The 19629-nt window shown below is 50.6% G+C and carries 16 protein-coding genes, 2 tRNA genes and 4 rRNA genes; 10 read left to right on the top strand and 12 right to left on the bottom strand.

From position 1 onward, the window contains the following. Positions 1-135: 135 nt before the first annotated feature. From dusB to ACUY4Q_RS02525, 9 genes are all read left to right on the top strand, one after another. Positions 136-1101 (top strand): tRNA dihydrouridine synthase DusB, encoded by a 966-nt coding sequence (gene dusB, locus ACUY4Q_RS02565; protein ID WP_458045550.1) that lies wholly within the window; start codon positions 136-138, stop codon positions 1099-1101. 25 nt (positions 1102-1126) lie between these two features. Beyond that, positions 1127-1423, top strand: a complete 297-nt coding sequence (gene fis / locus ACUY4Q_RS02560) for a DNA-binding transcriptional regulator Fis (RefSeq protein ID WP_000462905.1) — start codon at positions 1127-1129, stop codon at positions 1421-1423. A 159-nt stretch (positions 1424-1582) separates the two neighbouring features. Beyond that, positions 1583-1747, top strand: a complete 165-nt coding sequence (locus ACUY4Q_RS02555) for a DUF2556 family protein (RefSeq protein WP_458045549.1) — start codon at positions 1583-1585, stop codon at positions 1745-1747. A gap of 145 nt (positions 1748-1892) precedes the next feature. Continuing rightward, positions 1893-3971 (top strand): putative bifunctional diguanylate cyclase/phosphodiesterase, encoded by a 2079-nt coding sequence (locus ACUY4Q_RS02550; RefSeq protein ID WP_458045548.1) that lies wholly within the window; start codon positions 1893-1895, stop codon positions 3969-3971. Positions 3972-4349: 378 nt separating this feature from the next. After that, entirely contained in the window at positions 4350-4571 is a 222-nt protein-coding gene (locus ACUY4Q_RS02545) for a lipoprotein (RefSeq protein ID WP_458047240.1), read from the top strand. Between the two features lie 481 nt (positions 4572-5052). Continuing rightward, on the top strand, positions 5053-6078 hold the full coding sequence (locus tag ACUY4Q_RS02540) for an amino acid ABC transporter substrate-binding protein (RefSeq protein WP_458045547.1): 1026 nt from the start codon (positions 5053-5055) through the stop codon (positions 6076-6078). A gap of 72 nt (positions 6079-6150) precedes the next feature. Continuing rightward, entirely contained in the window at positions 6151-7332 is a 1182-nt protein-coding gene (locus ACUY4Q_RS02535; RefSeq protein ID WP_458045546.1) for an amino acid ABC transporter permease, read from the top strand. A gap of 9 nt (positions 7333-7341) precedes the next feature. After that, a complete protein-coding gene (locus ACUY4Q_RS02530; RefSeq protein ID WP_458045545.1) occupies positions 7342-8445 on the top strand; it encodes an amino acid ABC transporter permease in 1104 nt (367 codons plus the stop codon). Between the two features lie 7 nt (positions 8446-8452). Continuing rightward, the gene (locus tag ACUY4Q_RS02525) at positions 8453-9211 is read left to right on the top strand and encodes an amino acid ABC transporter ATP-binding protein (protein ID WP_437891403.1); all 759 of its coding nucleotides are present in this window, start codon (positions 8453-8455) and stop codon (positions 9209-9211) included. 155 nt (positions 9212-9366) lie between these two features. On the opposite strand, the gene rrf (ACUY4Q_RS02520) is transcribed toward ACUY4Q_RS02525, so the two are convergent. The 6 genes from rrf (ACUY4Q_RS02520) to ACUY4Q_RS02495 form a co-directional block, all read right to left on the bottom strand. After that, positions 9367-9482 (bottom strand): 5S ribosomal RNA (gene rrf / locus ACUY4Q_RS02520). Between the two features lie 38 nt (positions 9483-9520). Next, positions 9521-9596 (bottom strand) — tRNA-Thr (locus ACUY4Q_RS02515). A gap of 14 nt (positions 9597-9610) precedes the next feature. Next, positions 9611-9726, bottom strand: a 5S ribosomal RNA gene (gene rrf, locus ACUY4Q_RS02510). A 191-nt stretch (positions 9727-9917) separates the two neighbouring features. Continuing rightward, positions 9918-12823, bottom strand: a 23S ribosomal RNA gene (locus ACUY4Q_RS02505). A 218-nt stretch (positions 12824-13041) separates the two neighbouring features. Continuing rightward, positions 13042-13117: transfer RNA gene (locus ACUY4Q_RS02500), tRNA-Glu, on the bottom strand. An 85-nt stretch (positions 13118-13202) separates the two neighbouring features. Continuing rightward, positions 13203-14742: ribosomal RNA gene (locus ACUY4Q_RS02495) — 16S ribosomal RNA — on the bottom strand. Together the 16S, 23S and 5S rRNA genes with 2 tRNA genes alongside form the textbook arrangement of a ribosomal RNA operon. A gap of 476 nt (positions 14743-15218) precedes the next feature. On the opposite strand from ACUY4Q_RS02495, the gene ACUY4Q_RS02490 reads away from it, so the two are divergent. Then, on the top strand, positions 15219-15773 hold the full coding sequence (locus ACUY4Q_RS02490; protein ID WP_458045544.1) for a gamma carbonic anhydrase family protein: 555 nt from the start codon (positions 15219-15221) through the stop codon (positions 15771-15773). Here the strand turns inward: ACUY4Q_RS02490 and ACUY4Q_RS02485 are convergent. Genes ACUY4Q_RS02485 through dprA form a run of 6 tightly spaced genes read right to left on the bottom strand, consistent with a single transcriptional unit; the run spans position 15749 to position 19538 of the window. After that, positions 15749-16006 carry a DUF1488 family protein gene (locus ACUY4Q_RS02485; RefSeq protein WP_458045543.1) on the bottom strand — a complete coding sequence of 86 codons (258 nt, stop codon included), beginning with the start codon at positions 16004-16006 and terminating at the stop codon, positions 15749-15751. The genes ACUY4Q_RS02490 and ACUY4Q_RS02485 overlap by 25 nt on opposite strands. Continuing rightward, positions 16003-16821, bottom strand: coding sequence for a shikimate dehydrogenase (aroE, locus tag ACUY4Q_RS02480; protein ID WP_458045542.1), 819 nt, complete (start codon positions 16819-16821; stop codon positions 16003-16005). Before aroE ends, ACUY4Q_RS02485 begins: the two co-directional genes overlap by 4 nt. Positions 16822-16825: 4 nt before the next feature. After that, positions 16826-17398 (bottom strand): L-threonylcarbamoyladenylate synthase type 1 TsaC, encoded by a 573-nt coding sequence (gene tsaC / locus ACUY4Q_RS02475; RefSeq protein WP_458045541.1) that lies wholly within the window; start codon positions 17396-17398, stop codon positions 16826-16828. Positions 17399-17401: 3 nt separating this feature from the next. Continuing rightward, positions 17402-17944: a DNA topoisomerase family protein gene (locus tag ACUY4Q_RS02470; RefSeq protein ID WP_458045540.1), complete on the bottom strand. Its 543-nt coding sequence runs from the start codon at positions 17942-17944 to the stop codon at positions 17402-17404. 24 nt (positions 17945-17968) lie between these two features. Beyond that, a complete protein-coding gene (gene smg / locus ACUY4Q_RS02465; RefSeq protein WP_458045539.1) occupies positions 17969-18442 on the bottom strand; it encodes a DUF494 family protein Smg in 474 nt (157 codons plus the stop codon). Continuing rightward, positions 18414-19538, bottom strand: a complete 1125-nt coding sequence (gene dprA, locus ACUY4Q_RS02460) for a DNA-protecting protein DprA (RefSeq protein ID WP_458045538.1) — start codon at positions 19536-19538, stop codon at positions 18414-18416. Before dprA ends, smg begins: the two co-directional genes overlap by 29 nt. Positions 19539-19629 lie beyond the last annotated feature (91 nt).

The following is a 19629-nucleotide window of genomic DNA, read 5'->3' as shown; positions in this document are numbered from 1 at the left end:
TTTTTATTGGCATCCACGTCAGCAGGGATTCATTGATCTGCGACAGTGGATTGCTCAAAGTTTGGCCTTTCATCTCGTGCGAAAAATGCGTAAGATACGCCGCCTTGCAGTCACAGTATGGTCATTTCTTAACTCATGCGCATCGGACAACACCAGCTTAGAAATCGCCTGATCGCAGCGCCCATGGCTGGCATTACTGACAGACCATTCCGGACGTTGTGCTACGAGATGGGAGCAGGTTTAACCGTATCCGAGATGATGTCTTCTAACCCACAAGTGTGGGAAAGCGACAAATCCCGACTGCGGATGGTGCATGTTGATGAGCCAGGTATTCGCACCGTGCAAATTGCAGGGAGCGATCCGGATGAAATGGCGGATGCCGCCCGCATTAATGTGGAAAGTGGCGCCCAGATTATTGATATCAATATGGGCTGCCCGGCTAAGAAAGTGAATCGCAAGCTTGCGGGCTCTGCCCTGCTGCAACACCCGGACCTGGTGAAGTCTATCCTGACCGGTGTGGTAAATGCGGTGGACGTTCCCGTCACGCTTAAGATTCGCACTGGCTGGGCTCCGGAACACCGTAACTGCGTAGAGATTGCCCAACTGGCTGAAGACTGTGGGATTCAGGCTCTGACCATTCATGGACGCACCCGCGCCTGTTTGTTCAATGGAGACGCTGAGTACGACAGCATTCGGGCAGTTAAGCAGAAAGTTTCCATTCCGATTATCGCGAATGGTGACATTACTGACCCGCTTAAAGCCAGAGCTGTACTCGACTATACGGGGGCTGATGCCCTGATGATAGGCCGTGCAGCTCAGGGAAGACCCTGGATCTTTCGGGAAATCCAGCATTATCTGGACACTGGAGAGCTGCTTGCTCCGCTGCCTTTGGCAGAAGTTAAGCGCTTGCTTTGTACGCACGTTCGGGAGTTGCATGACTTTTACGGTCAGGCAAAAGGTTACCGAATTGCGCGCAAACACGTCTCCTGGTATCTCCAGGAGCATGCTCCAAATGACCAGTTTCGGCGCACATTCAACGCCCTTGAGGACGCCAGCGAACAGCTGGAGGCGTTGGAGGCATACTTCGAAAATTTTGCGTAAACAGAAATAAAGAGCTGACAGAACTATGTTCGAACAACGCGTAAATTCTGACGTACTGACCGTTTCTACCGTTAACTCTCAGGATCAGGTAACCCAAAAACCTCTGCGTGACTCGGTAAAGCAGGCACTGAAGAACTATTTTGCTCAATTGAATGGTCAGGATGTTAATGACCTGTATGAGCTGGTACTGGCTGAGGTAGAACAGCCTCTGTTGGACATGGTGATGCAATACACCCGTGGTAACCAGACCCGCGCTGCCCTGATGATGGGCATCAACCGTGGTACGCTGCGTAAGAAACTGAAAAAATACGGCATGAACTGATATTAATCAGAGACTGCTTCTAAAAGGCGCGAACCGGCATGGGGACGCGCCTTTTTTATTCCTCGCTCTGCCACGCAAAAACTTCTCTCCCCTCACCTTCTCCGGCGGATGATTTCGTGTATATTCCCATCGGTTAAATGCGAGATAAGGATGTGCGGAATGATTCGAAAGTACTTCTGGCTGGTTATTTTTGCCCTGTCTGTTTTATTGCTGGATTCGATTCTGATGCACTGGGTCGAGTTTCTGACAACTGAAGTAGATAAATGCCGAAACATGAATTCCGTCAATCCACTTAAACTGGTGAACTGTACCGAGCTCGACTGACATGTGCTCAAGGTGCACTCTCTCCTGCGTGCTCAGGGATGTAATCCTGGTTGTGTCATCCTCTTAGGGTTTTCGTGTCTCAGCCCTTTTCGCCCATACAAATGTAGTTAGCGTAACGCTTTTTTGTGAATGAGTTGATGACATCATGCTGGTTAGCCAATACGACCAAATCCTTGTTGTTGTTTCTTTTGTTGTGGCCATTCTGGCGTCTTACACCGCGCTGAATATGGCAGGCCGTGTCTCCACCAGCACCGGTTGTTCCGCATGGGTCTGGCTGAGTGGTGGTGGTGTGGCCATGGGCATTGGCATTTGGGCAATGCATTTTATCGGCATGCTGGCCATGGATATGTCCATGCACCTGCGCTATGACCCGCTGCTCACTGCGCTCTCCATGGTCATCGCTATTGGCGCCTCACTGTTTGCCCTTTGGCTCGTCAGTGGTGCTGCCTTAACGCTACATCGCCTGTTGCCTGGCTCGTTCGTCATGGGAATGGGCATTGCAGCCATGCACTATACCGGCATGGCCGCATTACAGGTCACCCCCACTATCGTGTGGGATATGACCTGGGTAGCCATTTCAATCGTGATCGCTTTACTGTCATCGTTTGCCGCGCTGTGGCTCACTTTCCGGTTACGTTATGAAGCCGCACAGGTCGCGCTCATGCGCTTTGGCGCAGCCATTTTAATGGGGCTGGCCATCGCCGGCATGCATTACAGCGGTATGATGGCAGCACATTTCCCAAGCGAAGAGCCCATGGGACACCATGGGGTGAATGGTAACTGGCTGGCGGTACTGGTCAGCGTGGTCGCCTTTTCCATATTAGGAATTACGTTGCTGGTATCGATGTTGGACGCGCGTTTACAGGCCCGCACTTCCCAGCTTGCCACCTCGCTTGCTGAAGCCAACCGTGAACTTGCCCAGCTCGCGCTGCACGACACCCTGACCCGCTTGCCCAACCGCGTTTTACTTGAAGACCGTCTGGATCAAGCCATCAATAAGGCACGCCGGGAAGGAAACTTCTTTGCCCTGATGTTTATGGACCTGGATGGGTTTAAAACGGTTAATGACGCTTACGGGCATGATGTGGGCGATAAGCTCCTGATTGCGGTCGCCGAACGGCTTAAACAGCAGCTCCATGGGCAGTATACGTTGGCGCGAATGGGTGGGGATGAGTTCGTGTTGCTGACTGAAGTCAATGCCCCGGACGAGGCGGCTACGCTCGCGGGCTCGCTGGTTCGCATTATCGATAAACCTTTTAATATCGATCCTTACGATATGATGGTCACGCTTAGCGTCGGTATCGCCCTGTATCCGCATGATGGCAAGAGCGAGCGCGAACTGATGTTCAATGCCGATGCCGCGATGTATCACACAAAACATATGGGACGCAACGGCTACCACTTTTTCCAGCCGTCCATGAATACGCTCGCTCAGACCCAGCTGCAACTGATGAACGATCTCTGGCTGGCGACGGAGCGCAAAGAGTTTCGCCTGGTTTATCAACCTAAGTTCCAGGCGCCTGCCGGACCGATTATCGGATTTGAAGCACTTCTTCGCTGGCAACACCCCAAACGTGGGTTACTCACCCCGGATGCGTTTCTTCCATTAGCAGAAAAAACGGGCTTAATCATTCCTCTGGGCAACTGGGTAATTGATGAAGCGTGCCGACAGTTAAGCGAATGGCGTCAGCAGGGCAAAACCAACTGGTCCGTTGCGGTGAATTTATCGACCCTTCAGTTTGAACAGCCTTCTCTGGTGCAGACCATCATGGACAGTCTTAAAAAGCATGACGTGCCGCCTGAGACCTTAATCCTGGAAGTCACCGAAACCACCGCCATGACCAATCCGGACGAAAGCGTGCGTGTTCTCACTCTACTGACTGAAGCAGGGGTTCAGGCATCCATTGATGACTTTGGTACCGGCTATTCCAGTCTTCTTTATCTAAAGCGTTTACCTGCCTGCGAACTGAAAATCGACAGAGCATTTGTTCGTGAGCTGAGCAGCGAGGGGGACGATGCCACCATTGTCTCTGCTATCGTGGCGCTGGCAAAAACGTTAAACCTTAAGATTGTCGCTGAAGGCGTTGAGACCGCTGAGCAACAGGCCTTCCTGACAGAATTAGGTTGTAATACGCTTCAGGGGTATTTGTTAGGAAGGCCGGTGTCTGCGGAAACCATTACCGCGCAAAGCAATACAGCCTCTTCTTCACAAAGCAAAACCTAAAAGCACAATACGATATTTGCATTAAATCACCTCTGTTTTTAACTGATTCTCAACATGCGCTTTCGAGTGCATGTTGAGTCGGGATTGAATTGCCAATTAGATTAATCTTATCTGAATCAACGGTTCTGGCTAATAAAGCACGTGGTCTTTTGTTGATTAATTTTTTATATCGCGACATTTTATATTTTTTTACCAACCTCACTTTTTCTACACGATTTGATTTTTCAGTTTCCTTTTCTCCATGATGTTTACACTGCTCATAATTTGAGATTAATAACCCCCTCTCTCTCAGCTTAACGAATGATAAAATACAATATCGATTCTGGGCTGGTATCGTTTTATTTGATGCCGGGGGTCGTAATTATTAGAGGTAACATGATGAAAAGACTCATTTCCGTTGCGCTGCTAACTGCTTTACTGGCGGGCTGCGCTCACGACTCACCCTGTGTCCCCACTTACGATGACCAGGGGCGTCTGGTGCATACCAATACCTGCATGAAAGGAACAACGCAGGATAACTGGGAAACAGCGGGCGCTATCGCTGGCGGTGCTGCTGCGCTTGCAGGTTTGACGCTGGGTATCGTTGCGTTAACCAAATAGGTTAAGTTTTTAGGCGAAGCGCGGATTACTGCGCTTTGCCTTATTTAGGTGCATCATTATTTAAAAGCGTAAATTTTTAGCTTCATAAGAGAGCAAACCCGCCAGATTAAATTCATTTACATTATTTTTTCATGTCTTTTTTCAGATCTGACTCTTCTTCTCGTGATGTATTTCACAAAGTAACGCCATTCTCTTCACTGCTTATATTAACGCTGGAAACTTGTTTGCCAGCATAATGCCCTGCATGAAAGTTTTTTGCTCTGTTTTGTGGCGTAGGTTGAAGTTTTGCACCACACCAGGGCGTTTGGTTTATTTTTTCCTGTCTACACTCTCAATATTACGCCTGCGCAATCAATTATTACCGCATTCGTAAACCTGGCACTACCTTTGCTTTGAAGAGTATGGCCAAAGCCACAGACAGGTTTCAGGCGTTTCCCGGACGCCTCATATAACGATAATTTTTCGCCACACAGGATGCATTATGAAAAAGATGATGATTGCCAGCCTGGCCGCTGCCGGTGCGCTGTTTGCTGTTGTAAATCAGGCGCATGCTGGAGCAACTCTGGATGCCGTTAAAAAGAAAGGCTTCGTACAATGCGGTATCAGCGACGGTCTGCCTGGCTTCTCTTATGCGGACGCAAACGGTAAATTCACCGGTATTGATGTGGATGTTTGCCGCGGGGTTGCCGCAGCCGTGTTCGGTGATGATTCCAAAGTAAAATATACCCCGCTGACCGCAAAGGAGCGCTTCACTGCGCTGCAATCGGGCGAAGTTGATGTGCTTTCCCGTAATACAACCTGGACCTCTTCACGCGATGCTGGCATGGGGATGTCGTTCACTGGCGTAACCTATTATGACGGCATCGGCTTTTTGACCCATAACAAAGCAGGCCTGAAAAGTGCGAAAGAACTGGACGGCGCAACCGTCTGTATTCAGGCCGGTACTGACACCGAACTGAACGTGGCGGATTATTTCAAATCCAACAATATGAAATATACGCCCGTCACCTTTGACCGCTCCGATGAATCCGCTAAAGCGCTGGAATCAGGGCGTTGCGATACACTCGCCTCCGATCAATCTCAGCTCTATGCCCTGCGTATCAAGTTAAGCAACCAGGCTGAATGGATCGTGTTGCCAGAAGTGATCTCGAAAGAACCATTAGGCCCGGTGGTTCGCCGTGGCGATGACGAATGGTTCTCGGTGGTTCGCTGGACGCTGTTCGCCATGCTCAACGCTGAAGAAATGGGCGTTAACTCGAAGAACGTAGATGAAAAAGCCGCAAATCCGGCAACCCCAGATATGGCACATCTGCTGGGCAAAGAGGGTGATTTTGGTAAGGACCTGAAGCTGGATAACAAATGGGCTTACAACATTATTAAGAAAGTGGGCAACTACGCAGAAATCTTTGAGCGCAATGTTGGGTCGGAAAGTGCACTAAAAATTAAGCGTGGCCAGAATAACCTCTGGAACAACGGCGGCATTCAGTACGCTCCGCCAGTACGTTAATACGACGGTGTTGTAACGGGCGCCACCCTGGTGTGGCGCCCAGTCCAGAGTCATGGTTACTGAGGTTTTCCTATGTCCCAACGCCGCCCAACCGTTAAAGGATCGCTCTCCTTTTCTAATCCAGCGGTTCGTGCATGGCTGTTTCAAATTCTTGCGATTCTTGCGGTCGTCAGCATCGCTATCTATTTGATACACAATACTGTTACCAACCTGAATAATCGCGGTATTACATCGGGTTTTGGCTTCCTTGACCGCGCGGCTGGATTTGGCATTGTTCAGCACCTTATTGATTACGAACAAGGTGATACTTACGGTCGGGTATTCTTTGTCGGTTTGCTTAATACGCTGTTAGTCTCGGCATTGTGCATTATTTTTGCCTCGTTTATCGGCTTTTTCCTGGGGCTTGCTCGTCTCTCTGAAAACTGGTTATTGCGTAAACTCTCAACTATTTATATCGAGACATTCCGCAATATTCCGCCGTTACTGCAAATCTTCTTTTGGTATTTTGCCGTATTGCGAAATCTGCCCGGCCCACGTCAGGCGTTGAGTGCAATGGATCTCGCTTTTGTCAGTAACCGAGGGTTGTACATCCCCTCGCCGCAAATGGGGGAAGGTTTACTGGCGTTTGTCGGGGCTATTGCCATCGCTATCGTGATGATTATTGGGCTCTATCGTTTTAATAAAACACACCAGATTAAAACCGGTCAGTTGCGCCGAACCTGGCCAACCGCACTGGTCTTGCTGGTCATCCTACCGTTGTTGTCTCATTGGGTATTTGGCGCAGCCCTACACTGGGATGTTCCTCATCTGCGTGGTTTCAACTTCCAGGGCGGAATGGTATTAATCCCGGAACTGGCAGCACTCACCATCGCGCTATCAGTCTATACCTCTGCCTTTATTGCCGAGATTATTCGTGCTGGCATTCAGTCCGTACCTTATGGTCAACACGAAGCCGCGCGATCGCTTGGTATCCCTAACCCGGTTACGCTACGTCAGGTCATTATCCCTCAGGCACTGCGCGTTATTATTCCGCCACTGACCAGCCAGTATCTGAATATCGCGAAAAACTCCTCGCTTGCTGCCGCTATTGGCTATCCGGATATGGTTTCCCTGTTTGCAGGGACGGTACTTAATCAGACAGGACAAGCGATTGAGACTATCGCGATCACGATGTCTGTTTACCTGATTATCAGTCTGACGATTTCGTTGCTCATGAACATTTATAACCGTCGTATCGCTTTAATTGAGCGCTAAGGAATCCTGATGACAAAAGCTATTCTGTCTCACTCTACGCGCCAGAAAAGTAAGACCCGCAGCAGTGCCATTGTGTGGGCAAAGAAAAATTTGTTCTCCAGCTGGACGAATACACTGCTGACGCTGTTCTCGCTCTGGCTTATGTGGGAGCTGATTCCCCCCTTACTGAACTGGGCATTCTTTCAGGCCAACTGGATAGGCTCAACACGGGCAGAGTGTACTAAAGCAGGAGCATGTTGGGTGTTTGTTCATGAACGCTTTGGCCAGTTCATGTATGGACTCTATCCACACGATCAGCGCTGGCGTATAAATCTTGCACTGATCGTTGGCCTACTGTCGATAGTACCGATGTTCTGGAAATCACTTCCCGCCCGTGGCCGTTACATTGCCATCTGGGCCGTCGTGTATCCCATCGTTGTATGGTGGCTGATGTATGGCGGCTTTTTCGGCCTTGAGCGTGTCGAAACCCGCCAGTGGGGTGGCTTAACCCTGACGCTAATCATTGCCTCAGTCGGTATTGCCGGTGCCCTGCCATTGGGAATATTACTGGCACTGGGTCGCCGCTCAACCATGCCGGTGGTACGTGTTCTCTCGGTGATCTTCATCGAATTCTGGCGTGGCGTCCCGCTGATAACCGTATTGTTTATGTCATCCGTTATGCTGCCACTGTTCATGTCCGAAGGTACCAGCATTGATAAGCTTATTCGCGCATTAGTCGGGGTGATTTTGTTTCAGTCGGCTTACGTGGCGGAGGTGGTGCGCGGTGGGCTGCAGGCATTGCCAAAAGGTCAGTACGAAGCCGCGGAATCATTGGCTCTGGGCTACTGGAAAACCCAGGGACTGGTCATTTTACCGCAGGCTCTCAAAATGGTGATTCCAGGCCTGGTTAACACCATTATCGCCTTATTCAAAGACACCAGCCTTGTGATCATCATCGGCCTGTTTGATCTCTTCAGCAGCGTTCAGCAGGCAACGGTCGATCCAGCATGGCTGGGTATGTCTACTGAAGGATATGTCTTTGCCGCGTTAGTTTACTGGATTTTCTGTTTTAGCATGTCGCGCTACAGCCAGCATCTGGAAAAGCGCTTTAACACCGGGCGTTCAGCGCATTGAGGAACTTATGAGTCAAATTACTATGCAACCTGCCGACGCGATGATTACGCTCGAAGATGTGAATAAGTGGTATGGGCAGTTCCATGTTCTTAAAGATATCAATCTAAAAGTGAAACAGGGAGAACGCATTGTATTGTGTGGTCCCTCTGGTTCGGGTAAATCAACCACCATCCGTTGTATTAATCACCTCGAAGAACACCAACAGGGACGAATTGTGGTGGATGGCATCGAGTTGAACGAAGATATCCGTAATATTGAGAAAGTGCGTCAGGAAGTCGGCATGGTATTCCAGCACTTTAACCTTTTCCCGCATTTAACCGTGCTGCAAAACTGCACGCTGGCCCCCATCTGGGTGCGTAAAATGCCTAAGAAAGAAGCAGAAGCGCTGGCCATGCATTATCTTGAGCGTGTCCGTATTGCCGAACATGCGCATAAGTTTCCGGGCCAGATTTCTGGTGGCCAGCAGCAGCGTGTTGCCATTGCACGTTCACTCTGTATGAAACCGAAAATTATGTTGTTTGATGAGCCAACGTCGGCGCTGGATCCTGAGATGGTTAAAGAAGTGCTTGATACAATGATTGGCCTGGCTGAGTCAGGCATGACGATGCTGTGCGTCACCCATGAAATGGGCTTTGCCCGTACCGTTGCCGATCGTGTGATTTTTATGGACCGTGGCGAAATCGTTGAACAAGCCCCACCGCAAGAGTTCTTTGCTCATCCAAAATCAGAACGCACCCGCGCTTTTCTGTCCCAGGTTATTCATTAATTAATCAGGCCCGGCGATCCATCGTCGGGCAAGCTTCTTTCCTGGTATTTTAACGGCATCCCCTTTTGAATCTGGTTTTAATTCGCTCAGTCAGTGTTAGCAAAACTCAAATGCAAAAAGGCCATCCTTTCGGATGGCCTTTTCACTTAATTGATGTCTGGCAGTTCCCTACTCTCGCATGGGGAGACCCCACACTACCATCGGCGCTACGGCGTTTCACTTCTGAGTTCGGCATGGGGTCAGGTGGGACCACCGCGCTACTGCCGCCAGACAAATTCTTTTCTAAGCGCCGAACTTTAACCTTAAAACTGGTGCTGATACCCAGAGTCGAACTGGGGACCTCACCCTTACCAAGGGTGCGCTCTACCAACTGAGCCATATCAGCACACTTAATTTGATGCCTGGCAGTTCCCTACTCTCGCATGGGGAGACCCCACACTACCATCGGCGCTACGGCGTTTCACTTCTGAGTTCGGCATGGGGTCAGGTGGGACCACCGCGCTAGTGCCGCCAGGCAAATTCTTTGTGCTCTGTCCTGTGGCTTTTGTGCTGATACTGCGTTGGCTGCTCTTGTGAACGTCAGTCACATACCTCAGTATGCTCCTTCCGTCACTGCGTTTGCCGCCTTGTCTCAGCGCAAAATCCTTCGGACTCTGAATCTAAGCTGAAAATCTCTCAAATCACGCCAAAACACCTTCGGCGTTGTAAGGTTAAGCCTCACGGTTCATTAGTATCGGTTAGCTCAACGTATCGCTACGCTTACACACCCGACCTATCAACGTCGTCGTCTTCAACGTTCCTTCAGGACCCTTAAAGGGTCAGGGAGAACTCATCTCGGGGCAAGTTTCGTGCTTAGATGCTTTCAGCACTTATCTTTTCCGCATTTAGCTACCGGGCAATGCCATTGGCATGACAACCCGAACACCAGTGATGCGTCCACTCCGGTCCTCTCGTACTAGGAGCAGCCCCCCTCAATTCTCCAGCGCCCACGGCAGATAGGGACCGAACTGTCTCACGACGTTCTAAACCCAGCTCGCGTACCACTTTAAACGGCGAACAGCCGTACCCTTGGGACCTACTTCAGCCCCAGGATGTGATGAGCCGACATCGAGGTGCCAAACACCGCCGTCGATATGAACTCTTGGGCGGTATCAGCCTGTTATCCCCGGAGTACCTTTTATCCGTTGAGCGATGGCCCTTCCATTCAGAACCACCGGATCACTATGACCTGCTTTCGCACCTGCTCGAGCCGTCACTCTCGCAGTCAAGCTAGCTTATGCCATTGCACTAACCTCCTGATGTCCGACCAGGATTAGCTAACCTTCGTGCTCCTCCGTTACACTTTAGGAGGAGACCGCCCCAGTCAAACTACCCACCAGACACTGTCCGCAACCCGGATCACGGGTCTACGTTAGAACATCAAACATTAAAGGGTGGTATTTCAAGGTTGGCTCCACGCAGACTGGCGTCCACGCTTCAAAGCCTCCCACCTATCCTACACATCAAGGCTCAATGTTCAGTGTCAAGCTATAGTAAAGGTTCACGGGGTCTTTCCGTCTTGCCGCGGGTACACTGCATCTTCACAGCGAGTTCAATTTCACTGAGTCTCGGGTGGAGACAGCCTGGCCATCATTACGCCATTCGTGCAGGTCGGAACTTACCCGACAAGGAATTTCGCTACCTTAGGACCGTTATAGTTACGGCCGCCGTTTACCGGGGCTTCGATCAAGAGCTTCTCCTTACGGATAACCCCATCAATTAACCTTCCGGCACCGGGCAGGCGTCACACCGTATACGTCCACTTTCGTGTTTGCACAGTGCTGTGTTTTTAATAAACAGTTGCAGCCAGCTGGTATCTTCGACTGAGTTCAGCTCCACGAGCAAGTCGCTTCACCTACCATCAGCGTGCCTTCTCCCGAAGTTACGGCACCATTTTGCCTAGTTCCTTCACCCGAGTTCTCTCAAGCGCCTTGGTATTCTCTACCTGACCACCTGTGTCGGTTTGGGGTACGATTTTGTGTTACCTGATGCTTAGAGGCTTTTCCTGGAAGCAGGGCATTTGTTACTTCAGCACCGTAGTGCCTCGTCATCACACCTCAGCGTTAAAAAGGTACCGGATTTACCTGGAACCTCCGCCTACATGCTTAAACCGGGACAACCGTCGCCCGGCTAACATAGCCTTCTCCGTCCCCCCTTCGCAGTAACACCAAGTACAGGAATATTAACCTGTTTCCCATCGACTACGCCTTTCGGCCTCGCCTTAGGGGTCGACTCACCCTGCCCCGATTAACGTTGGACAGGAACCCTTGGTCTTCCGGCGAGCGGGCTTTTCACCCGCTTTATCGTTACTTATGTCAGCATTCGCACTTCTGATACCTCCAGCAACCCTCACAGGTCACCTTCAACGGCTTACAGAACGCTCCCCTACCCAACAACGCATAAGCGTCGCTGCCGCAGCTTCGGTGCATGGTTTAGCCCCGTTACATCTTCCGCGCAGGCCGACTCGACCAGTGAGCTATTACGCTTTCTTTAAATGATGGCTGCTTCTAAGCCAACATCCTGGCTGTCTGTGCCTTCCCACATCGTTTCCCACTTAACCATGACTTTGGGACCTTAGCTGGCGGTCTGGGTTGTTTCCCTCTTCACGACGGACGTTAGCACCCGCCGTGTGTCTCCCGTGATAACATTCTTCGGTATTCGTAGTTTGCATCGGGTTGGTAAGTCGGGATGACCCCCTAGCCGAAACAGTGCTCTACCCCCGAAGATGAATTCACGAGGCGCTACCTAAATAGCTTTCGGGGAGAACCAGCTATCTCCCGGTTTGATTGGCCTTTCACCCCCAGCCACAGGTCATCCGCTAATTTTTCAACATTAGTCGGTTCGGTCCTCCAGTTAGTGTTACCCAACCTTCAACCTGCCCATGGCTAGATCACCGGGTTTCGGGTCTATACCCTGCAACTTAACGCCCAGTTAAGACTCGGTTTCCCTGCGGCTCCCCTATACGGTTAACCTTGCTACAGAATATAAGTCGCTGACCCATTATACAAAAGGTACGCAGTCACACCACGAAGGTGCTCCCACTGCTTGTACGTACACGGTTTCAGGTTCTTTTTCACTCCCCTCGCCGGGGTTCTTTTCGCCTTTCCCTCACGGTACTGGTTCACTATCGGTCAGTCAGGAGTATTTAGCCTTGGAGGATGGTCCCCCCATATTCAGACAGGATACCACGTGTCCCGCCCTACTCTTCGAGTTCACAACATATGCACTTTCATGTACGGGACTTTCACCCTGTATCGTGCGACTTTCCAGACGCTTCCATTAACACACATGCTGATTCAGACTCTGGGCTCCTCCCCGTTCGCTCGCCGCTACTGGGGGAATCTCGGTTGATTTCTTTTCCTCGGGGTACTTAGATGTTTCAGTTCCCCCGGTTCGCCTCATGCCACTATGTATTCATGACATGATAGTGTGTCGAAACACACTGGGTTTCCCCATTCGGGTATCGCCGGGTCAAAGGTTCATATCACCTCGCCGACGCTTATCGCAGATTAGCACGCCCTTCATCGCCTCTGACTGCCAGGGCATCCACCGTGTACGCTTAGTCGCTTAACCTCACAACCCGAAGATGTTTCGTAAAACACCGTCAGTGTCGTGAAAATTTGAGAGACTCGAACACACCGTCATTCTGTTCTTATTACGGAGAACAGACACGATGTGTCGTTTCAATTTTCAGCTTGATCCAGATTTTTAAAGAGCAAATATCTCAAACATGACTCGCAAGTCAGTTTTGAGATACGGGGGTCGGCGACTTTCACTCACAAACCAGCAAGTGGCGTCCCCTAGGGGATTCGAACCCCTGTTACCGCCGTGAAAGGGCGGTGTCCTGGGCCTCTAGACGAAGGGGACACTGAAGTCTCAATCGCAAGACGCCTTGCTGTTTACTTTTCATCAGACAATCTGTGTGAGCACTACAAAGGCAGGTTCTTTAAGGTAAGGAGGTGATCCAACCGCAGGTTCCCCTACGGTTACCTTGTTACGACTTCACCCCAGTCATGAATCACAAAGTGGTAAGCGCCCTCCCGAAGGTTAAGCTACCTACTTCTTTTGCAACCCACTCCCATGGTGTGACGGGCGGTGTGTACAAGGCCCGGGAACGTATTCACCGTGGCATTCTGATCCACGATTACTAGCGATTCCGACTTCACGGAGTCGAGTTGCAGACTCCGATCCGGACTACGACATACTTTATGAGGTCCGCTTGCTCTCGCGAGGTCGCTTCTCTTTGTATATGCCATTGTAGCACGTGTGTAGCCCTACTCGTAAGGGCCATGATGACTTGACGTCATCCCCACCTTCCTCCAGTTTATCACTGGCAGTCTCCTTTGAGTTCCCGGCCGGACCGCTGGCAACAAAGGATAAGGGTTGCGCTCGTTGCGGGACTTAACCCAACATTTCACAACACGAGCTGACGACAGCCATGCAGCACCTGTCTCAGAGTTCCCGAAGGCACCAAAGCATCTCTGCTAAGTTCTCTGGATGTCAAGAGTAGGTAAGGTTCTTCGCGTTGCATCGAATTAAACCACATGCTCCACCGCTTGTGCGGGCCCCCGTCAATTCATTTGAGTTTTAACCTTGCGGCCGTACTCCCCAGGCGGTCGACTTAACGCGTTAGCTCCGGAAGCCACTCCTCAAGGGAACAACCTCCAAGTCGACATCGTTTACAGCGTGGACTACCAGGGTATCTAATCCTGTTTGCTCCCCACGCTTTCGCACCTGAGCGTCAGTCTTTGTCCAGGGGGCCGCCTTCGCCACCGGTATTCCTCCAGATCTCTACGCATTTCACCGCTACACCTGGAATTCTACCCCCCTCTACAAGACTCAAGCCTGCCAGTTTCGAATGCAGTTCCCAGGTTGAGCCCGGGGATTTCACATCCGACTTGACAGACCGCCTGCGTGCGCTTTACGCCCAGTAATTCCGATTAACGCTTGCACCCTCCGTATTACCGCGGCTGCTGGCACGGAGTTAGCCGGTGCTTCTTCTGCGGGTAACGTCAATCGACACGGTTATTAACCGTATCGCCTTCCTCCCCGCTGAAAGTACTTTACAACCCGAAGGCCTTCTTCATACACGCGGCATGGCTGCATCAGGCTTGCGCCCATTGTGCAATATTCCCCACTGCTGCCTCCCGTAGGAGTCTGGACCGTGTCTCAGTTCCAGTGTGGCTGGTCATCCTCTCAGACCAGCTAGGGATCGTCGCCTAGGTGAGCCGTTACCCCACCTACTAGCTAATCCCATCTGGGCACATCTGATGGCAAGAGGCCCGAAGGTCCCCCTCTTTGGTCTTGCGACGTTATGCGGTATTAGCTACCGTTTCCAGTAGTTATCCCCCTCCATCAGGCAGTTTCCCAGACATTACTCACCCGTCCGCCACTCGTCACCCGAGAGCAAGCTCTCTGTGCTACCGTTCGACTTGCATGTGTTAGGCCTGCCGCCAGCGTTCAATCTGAGCCATGATCAAACTCTTCAATTTAAGTTTGATGCTCGTAGAATTAAACTTCGTAATGAATTACGTGTTCACTCTTTGAGACTTGGTATTCATTTATTGTCCGAAGACATTAAGAATCCATGTCACTTTGAGTGCCCACACAGATTGTCTGATAAATTGTTAAAGAGCAGTGCAACGCGGCTTTCGCTCACCGTTGCGAGGTGGCGTATATTACGCTTTCCTCTTTCAGAGTCAACCCTGATTTTCAGGATTTTTTCTCTTCAACCGAACCGGCTGTTTAGTGTGAAGTGATTCACATCTGCCGTGTCGATGGAGGCGCATTATAGGGATCCAAACTTTTAGCACAAGCGTTTTTTAGATCTTTTTTCCTGACTGCTGCTTTTCCAATCTTTTCGTCCAGATCCCGTACGATCTGCTCACATTCTGACAAGTAAAAGGGTTGCAGAACGTCTGCATTGCTACCAAAGTCATCATCACACCCTATTTTCGATGAGGTAGCTATGTCTGCAGTATTACGTCCTTATAAGGATCTTCTTCCGAAATCCGGTCTGCGAGTAATGATTGATGACACTAGTGTTGTCATTGGAGATGTCAGAATCGCCGACGATGTCGGTATCTGGCCTCTCGTCGTGATCCGCGGCGATGTCAATTATGTAGAAGTGGGCGCGCGAAGTAATATTCAGGATGGCAGCGTACTGCATGTCACCCACAAATCCTCTTACAACCCGGAAGGTAATCCTCTTATTATTGGAGAAGAGGTTACGGTTGGGCACAAGGTCATGCTTCACGGTTGCACAATCGGTAATCGAGTGCTGGTTGGTATGGGATCTATTTTACTTGATGGCGCCGTCATTGAAGACAACGTGATGATTGGTGCGGGTAGTCTGGTGCCGCAAAACAAACGGCTCGCAAGTGGTTATTTATATCTTGGCAGCCCGGTAAAACAAATCCGCCCGCTCACCGAAGCTGAAATTGAAGGTTTGAAATATTCGGCCAACAACTACGTTAAATGGAAGGATGAATATCTCGCTCAGGATAGCCAGACTCGTCCCTGATCGTCTTCTTGTTGTGCCAGAATCAACTGTTCAGCTTCATCCTCAAGATCCCAACGATGCTGGCTGAATAAGGCCAGCCACTGCGCTGGCGTATCCCCACCAAAACGGGACGCCAGGGTGTCACCGTGAATAATACAGGTGAGCAGCATTCCATTGACCATCGCAGGAAAGTGAAGCGCATTCTCCACATCGCTCCACTCCTCGCGATCGGGAAATTGTATTGCCTGATTCAACCTGCCAGCTCCTTCTTTAGCTTTACAATGACAGGTTCAATCTCGGGTAATACACCGTGCCATAAAAGCACAGCATGTGCCGCCTGTCCCACCAGCATGCCCAGGCCATCGGAACACCTGTTAGCACCGAGTGACTGGCACCAGGCCAGGAAAGGCGTGTTGCCTTTTTGATAGAACATGTCGTAGCAATAAAGCTGCGAGTGAATTATTGACTGAGGTAATGAAGGAATCTCACCGCCCACCCCACTAGAGGTAGCATTAATGACCAGATCGAATTCATGCCCGGCCACCTCACTCTCTTTCAACGCATTGATGCTTCCCGTATGAGCGAAGAGTGCTGCAAGTTCATGCGCACGAGAGAAGGTGCGATTCACTATGGTCACGGCACAATCCATTGAAAGTAAAGGAAGTAACACGCCGCGTGCTGCACCGCCCGCACCAATGAGCAGAATGCGAAAACCGGGCTTAATAAAGGATAAGCGCTGCAAATCACTCAACAGACCAATGCCATCAGTGTTGTCGCCCACCAGCCGACCGTCATCCAGGCGCTTCAGCGTGTTAACGGCACCGGCAAGCGCCGCTCGCTCTGTCAGTTCATCCGCGCGACTAAACGCTTCTTCTTTAAAGGGCATGGTGACATTAGCTCCCTTTCCCCCCTCAGCAAAGAATGCATTTAGCGTATTCGTGAAATCATCAAGTGGCGCGAGAATACGGCCATACGGGTGTTCTATCTGTAATTGCTGCGCAAATTGCGCGTGAATTGCAGGCGATTTGCTATGTGCAATGGGATGGCCAAAAACAACATAAGGTTCCATACAGTTACCCTTGACGGAAAAGTTCGCCGGTCAGGGCGTCACGGATTTCAGAAGGATTCAAACGCCCACCCGTTGGGCCTTCGACAACAGGAAAATCTGCACCAAATTGCTGACGGACTTCTTCATCCGTTCTGCAGGGTGGTAACCCCGTCAGATTCGCACTGGTCGACACCAGCGGTTTTCCAAATGCTTCACATAAGGCAATAACCTGAGGGTGGTCGGTCACGCGTACGGCAAGGGAATTAAAACGTCCGGTGAGCCAACGCGGAGTGGTCGCTTTTGCCGGAAACACAAAGGTCATCGGTCCTGGCCAACAGGAAAAAATTGACTGCCGTTGTGCCTCATTAAGTATGCTGTCATCTATATAAGGTTTGAGTTGCTCAAAATGAGCCGCAATGAGTATCAAACCCTTTTCAACAGGGCGCTCTTTCAACGCCAGAAGTCGATATACCGCCTTTTCACTGTCCGGATCACATCCGACACCAAAAACCGCTTCCGTGGGATAGGCGATAACATTTTCATTTTTAAGAACTTCTACCGCCTCAGCGATGGGATTATGTTGCAGGTCATTCTTCACGATTTATTCCGCCGTTACCGGCTGTCCACATTGTTTACTGGCACAAAAACATTGAACACCTTGCGCCGTCTTCTTTTCTATGAGTAACGGGTAGTGACATACAGGACACTCACCCGCTACGGGTTTAAAATTGATAACGAACTGACAATCGGGGTAGCGATCGCAGGAATGGAACGTTTTACCAAACCGAGAGCGTCGCTGAATGAGGTGCCCGCTCTGGCATTGTGGGCAAGTGATAGCGGTATTGTCTGGTTTATCAATCTGCTCGGTATGTTCACACTCAGGATATTGGCTACAACCAATAAACATGCCGAACCGCCCCTGACGCAATACAAGAACAGCACCACATGCAGGGCATAATTGCCCATCCAGAATTTTGACGACATGCCCGTCTGCCTGGCTCTTCAGAGGACGCACATAATCGCACTCAGGATAGTGAGAACACCCCAAAAACGGGCCATGTTTACCGGAGCGTATAACGAGTTCAGCCCCGCACTGTGGGCAGGGCTCATTGTTGCGCACCGTGAATAGTGCTGATTTAGTCATAATGATTCAGAAAGCTGCGGATGATTAGTGCAGCATACCTTCATTCACTTCAAAGAGTAATTCTTCCATTTGCTGGTAGGCATTTTCACACCCAGGAATATTGAAGAGCACCATCAGAATGACCCATTTCAGGTCTTCTAAATCGAACTCTGCCGTATCCAGCGCAAGTACGCGCTCAATCACCATTTCACGCGTTTCGAGGTTTAGCACCTGAATTTGCTCCAGGAATAATAAAAATCCCCGGCAACTGGCATCCAGCCTGTCGCACTCTTCCGCCGTATAAATGCGTACGGACAGAGGATCGGAAGCTAACTGCATCGGTTCGGCAAGGCCTTCCTGATAATCAGCTAATTTTTCCAGCCAGAGAAGTGCGTTGTAAATGTCCTCACGATCAAAGCCAGCGTCGGTAAGATCCCGTTCCAGTTTGTCCTGATCTACACGCATTTCAGCTTCGTTATGGATGTAAGTCTCAAACAAATACATTAGTACGTCGAACATGGCTTGCCCTCCTCAATCGGACATAGCCGCCGGGTACAGCTGCGATCCACCCTGCTAACTCCAGTTCAAGCAATTGAGCAACCGTTACTGGCACAGGTTGGCCGGCACGTTCAGCGACGACGTCAACAGGTGTTACCTCATCTCCTACGTTAGCCAGGAGCTCAGGAAATGGCAATGCCACCTCATCTTGATTTGGTGAATAAATTGTCTTTTCACCCTGCTTCTGCACTAAGGGAACGATGCCAGGTAAATTTTCCAGAATGCATTCTGGAGAGGTCGCCATATATGCTCCTTGTTGGATTAGCCAGTGAGGACCTTCACTACCGGGATTTCCAATAGGGCCTGGCAGAGCAAACACATCCCGCCCCTGGTCTAACGCACATCGGGCAGTAACTAATGAGCCGCTGCGCAATGCGGCCTCAATGACTAACACGGCGTAGCTAAGGCCACTGATTATGCGATTCCTGCGCGGAAAGTTGCTCGCATAAGGCGTGGTATGGAGCGCGAACTCTGATACTAATGCGCCGCCATCATTGACGATTTGCTTAGCCAGCGAGGCATGCCGTTTTGGATGTAATGTAAAAAGGCCATTGCCTAATACCGCTATCGTTTTCCCACCAACGGCCAGGGCCCCACGATGGGCTACGCTATCAATGCCCAGAGCCAATCCACTGGTGATCACGAAGCCATGCTGACTGAGTGTTTCACAAAATAGACGTCCCCACCGTTCCCCATACCAGGAATGAGTACGGCTTCCTACCACGGCAAGTTGAGGTTCATTCAGAATTGTGGGTTCACCCGCTATAAAAAGCGCGCCAGGATAGTCATCGATAGCACGTAACTGCGCTGGATAACGCACATCATTAGCAGGAATAAGATAGTGCTGCGGTTCAGCCAGCCACGCCAGGCTCGCGTCGATGTCCTGCTGCGTCATGGACAGAAACCGGCGAGCTTGTTTTGCCCTAAGGCCGCAACTCATGAGCGCGTCCAAATTAATGGTGGGCAGGTGAGCCAGAAGCTGGGCAATCCGCACCATCTCGTCACCGTACAGGTCATTTATATAAATCAAACGCAACCATATCTCTGTGGACGTCATCCTAATCCTCTGCCCTTGCCATAAGTGGCTCGCTCAATCCTTGCGATTGGTCACCGATGCTGTCAATCGGAGGGGGATTTGTCTAGAATAG

The sequence above is a fragment of the Phytobacter cepae genome (assembly GCF_054165735.1).
This window is presented reverse-complemented; position numbering and strand designations above follow the sequence as displayed.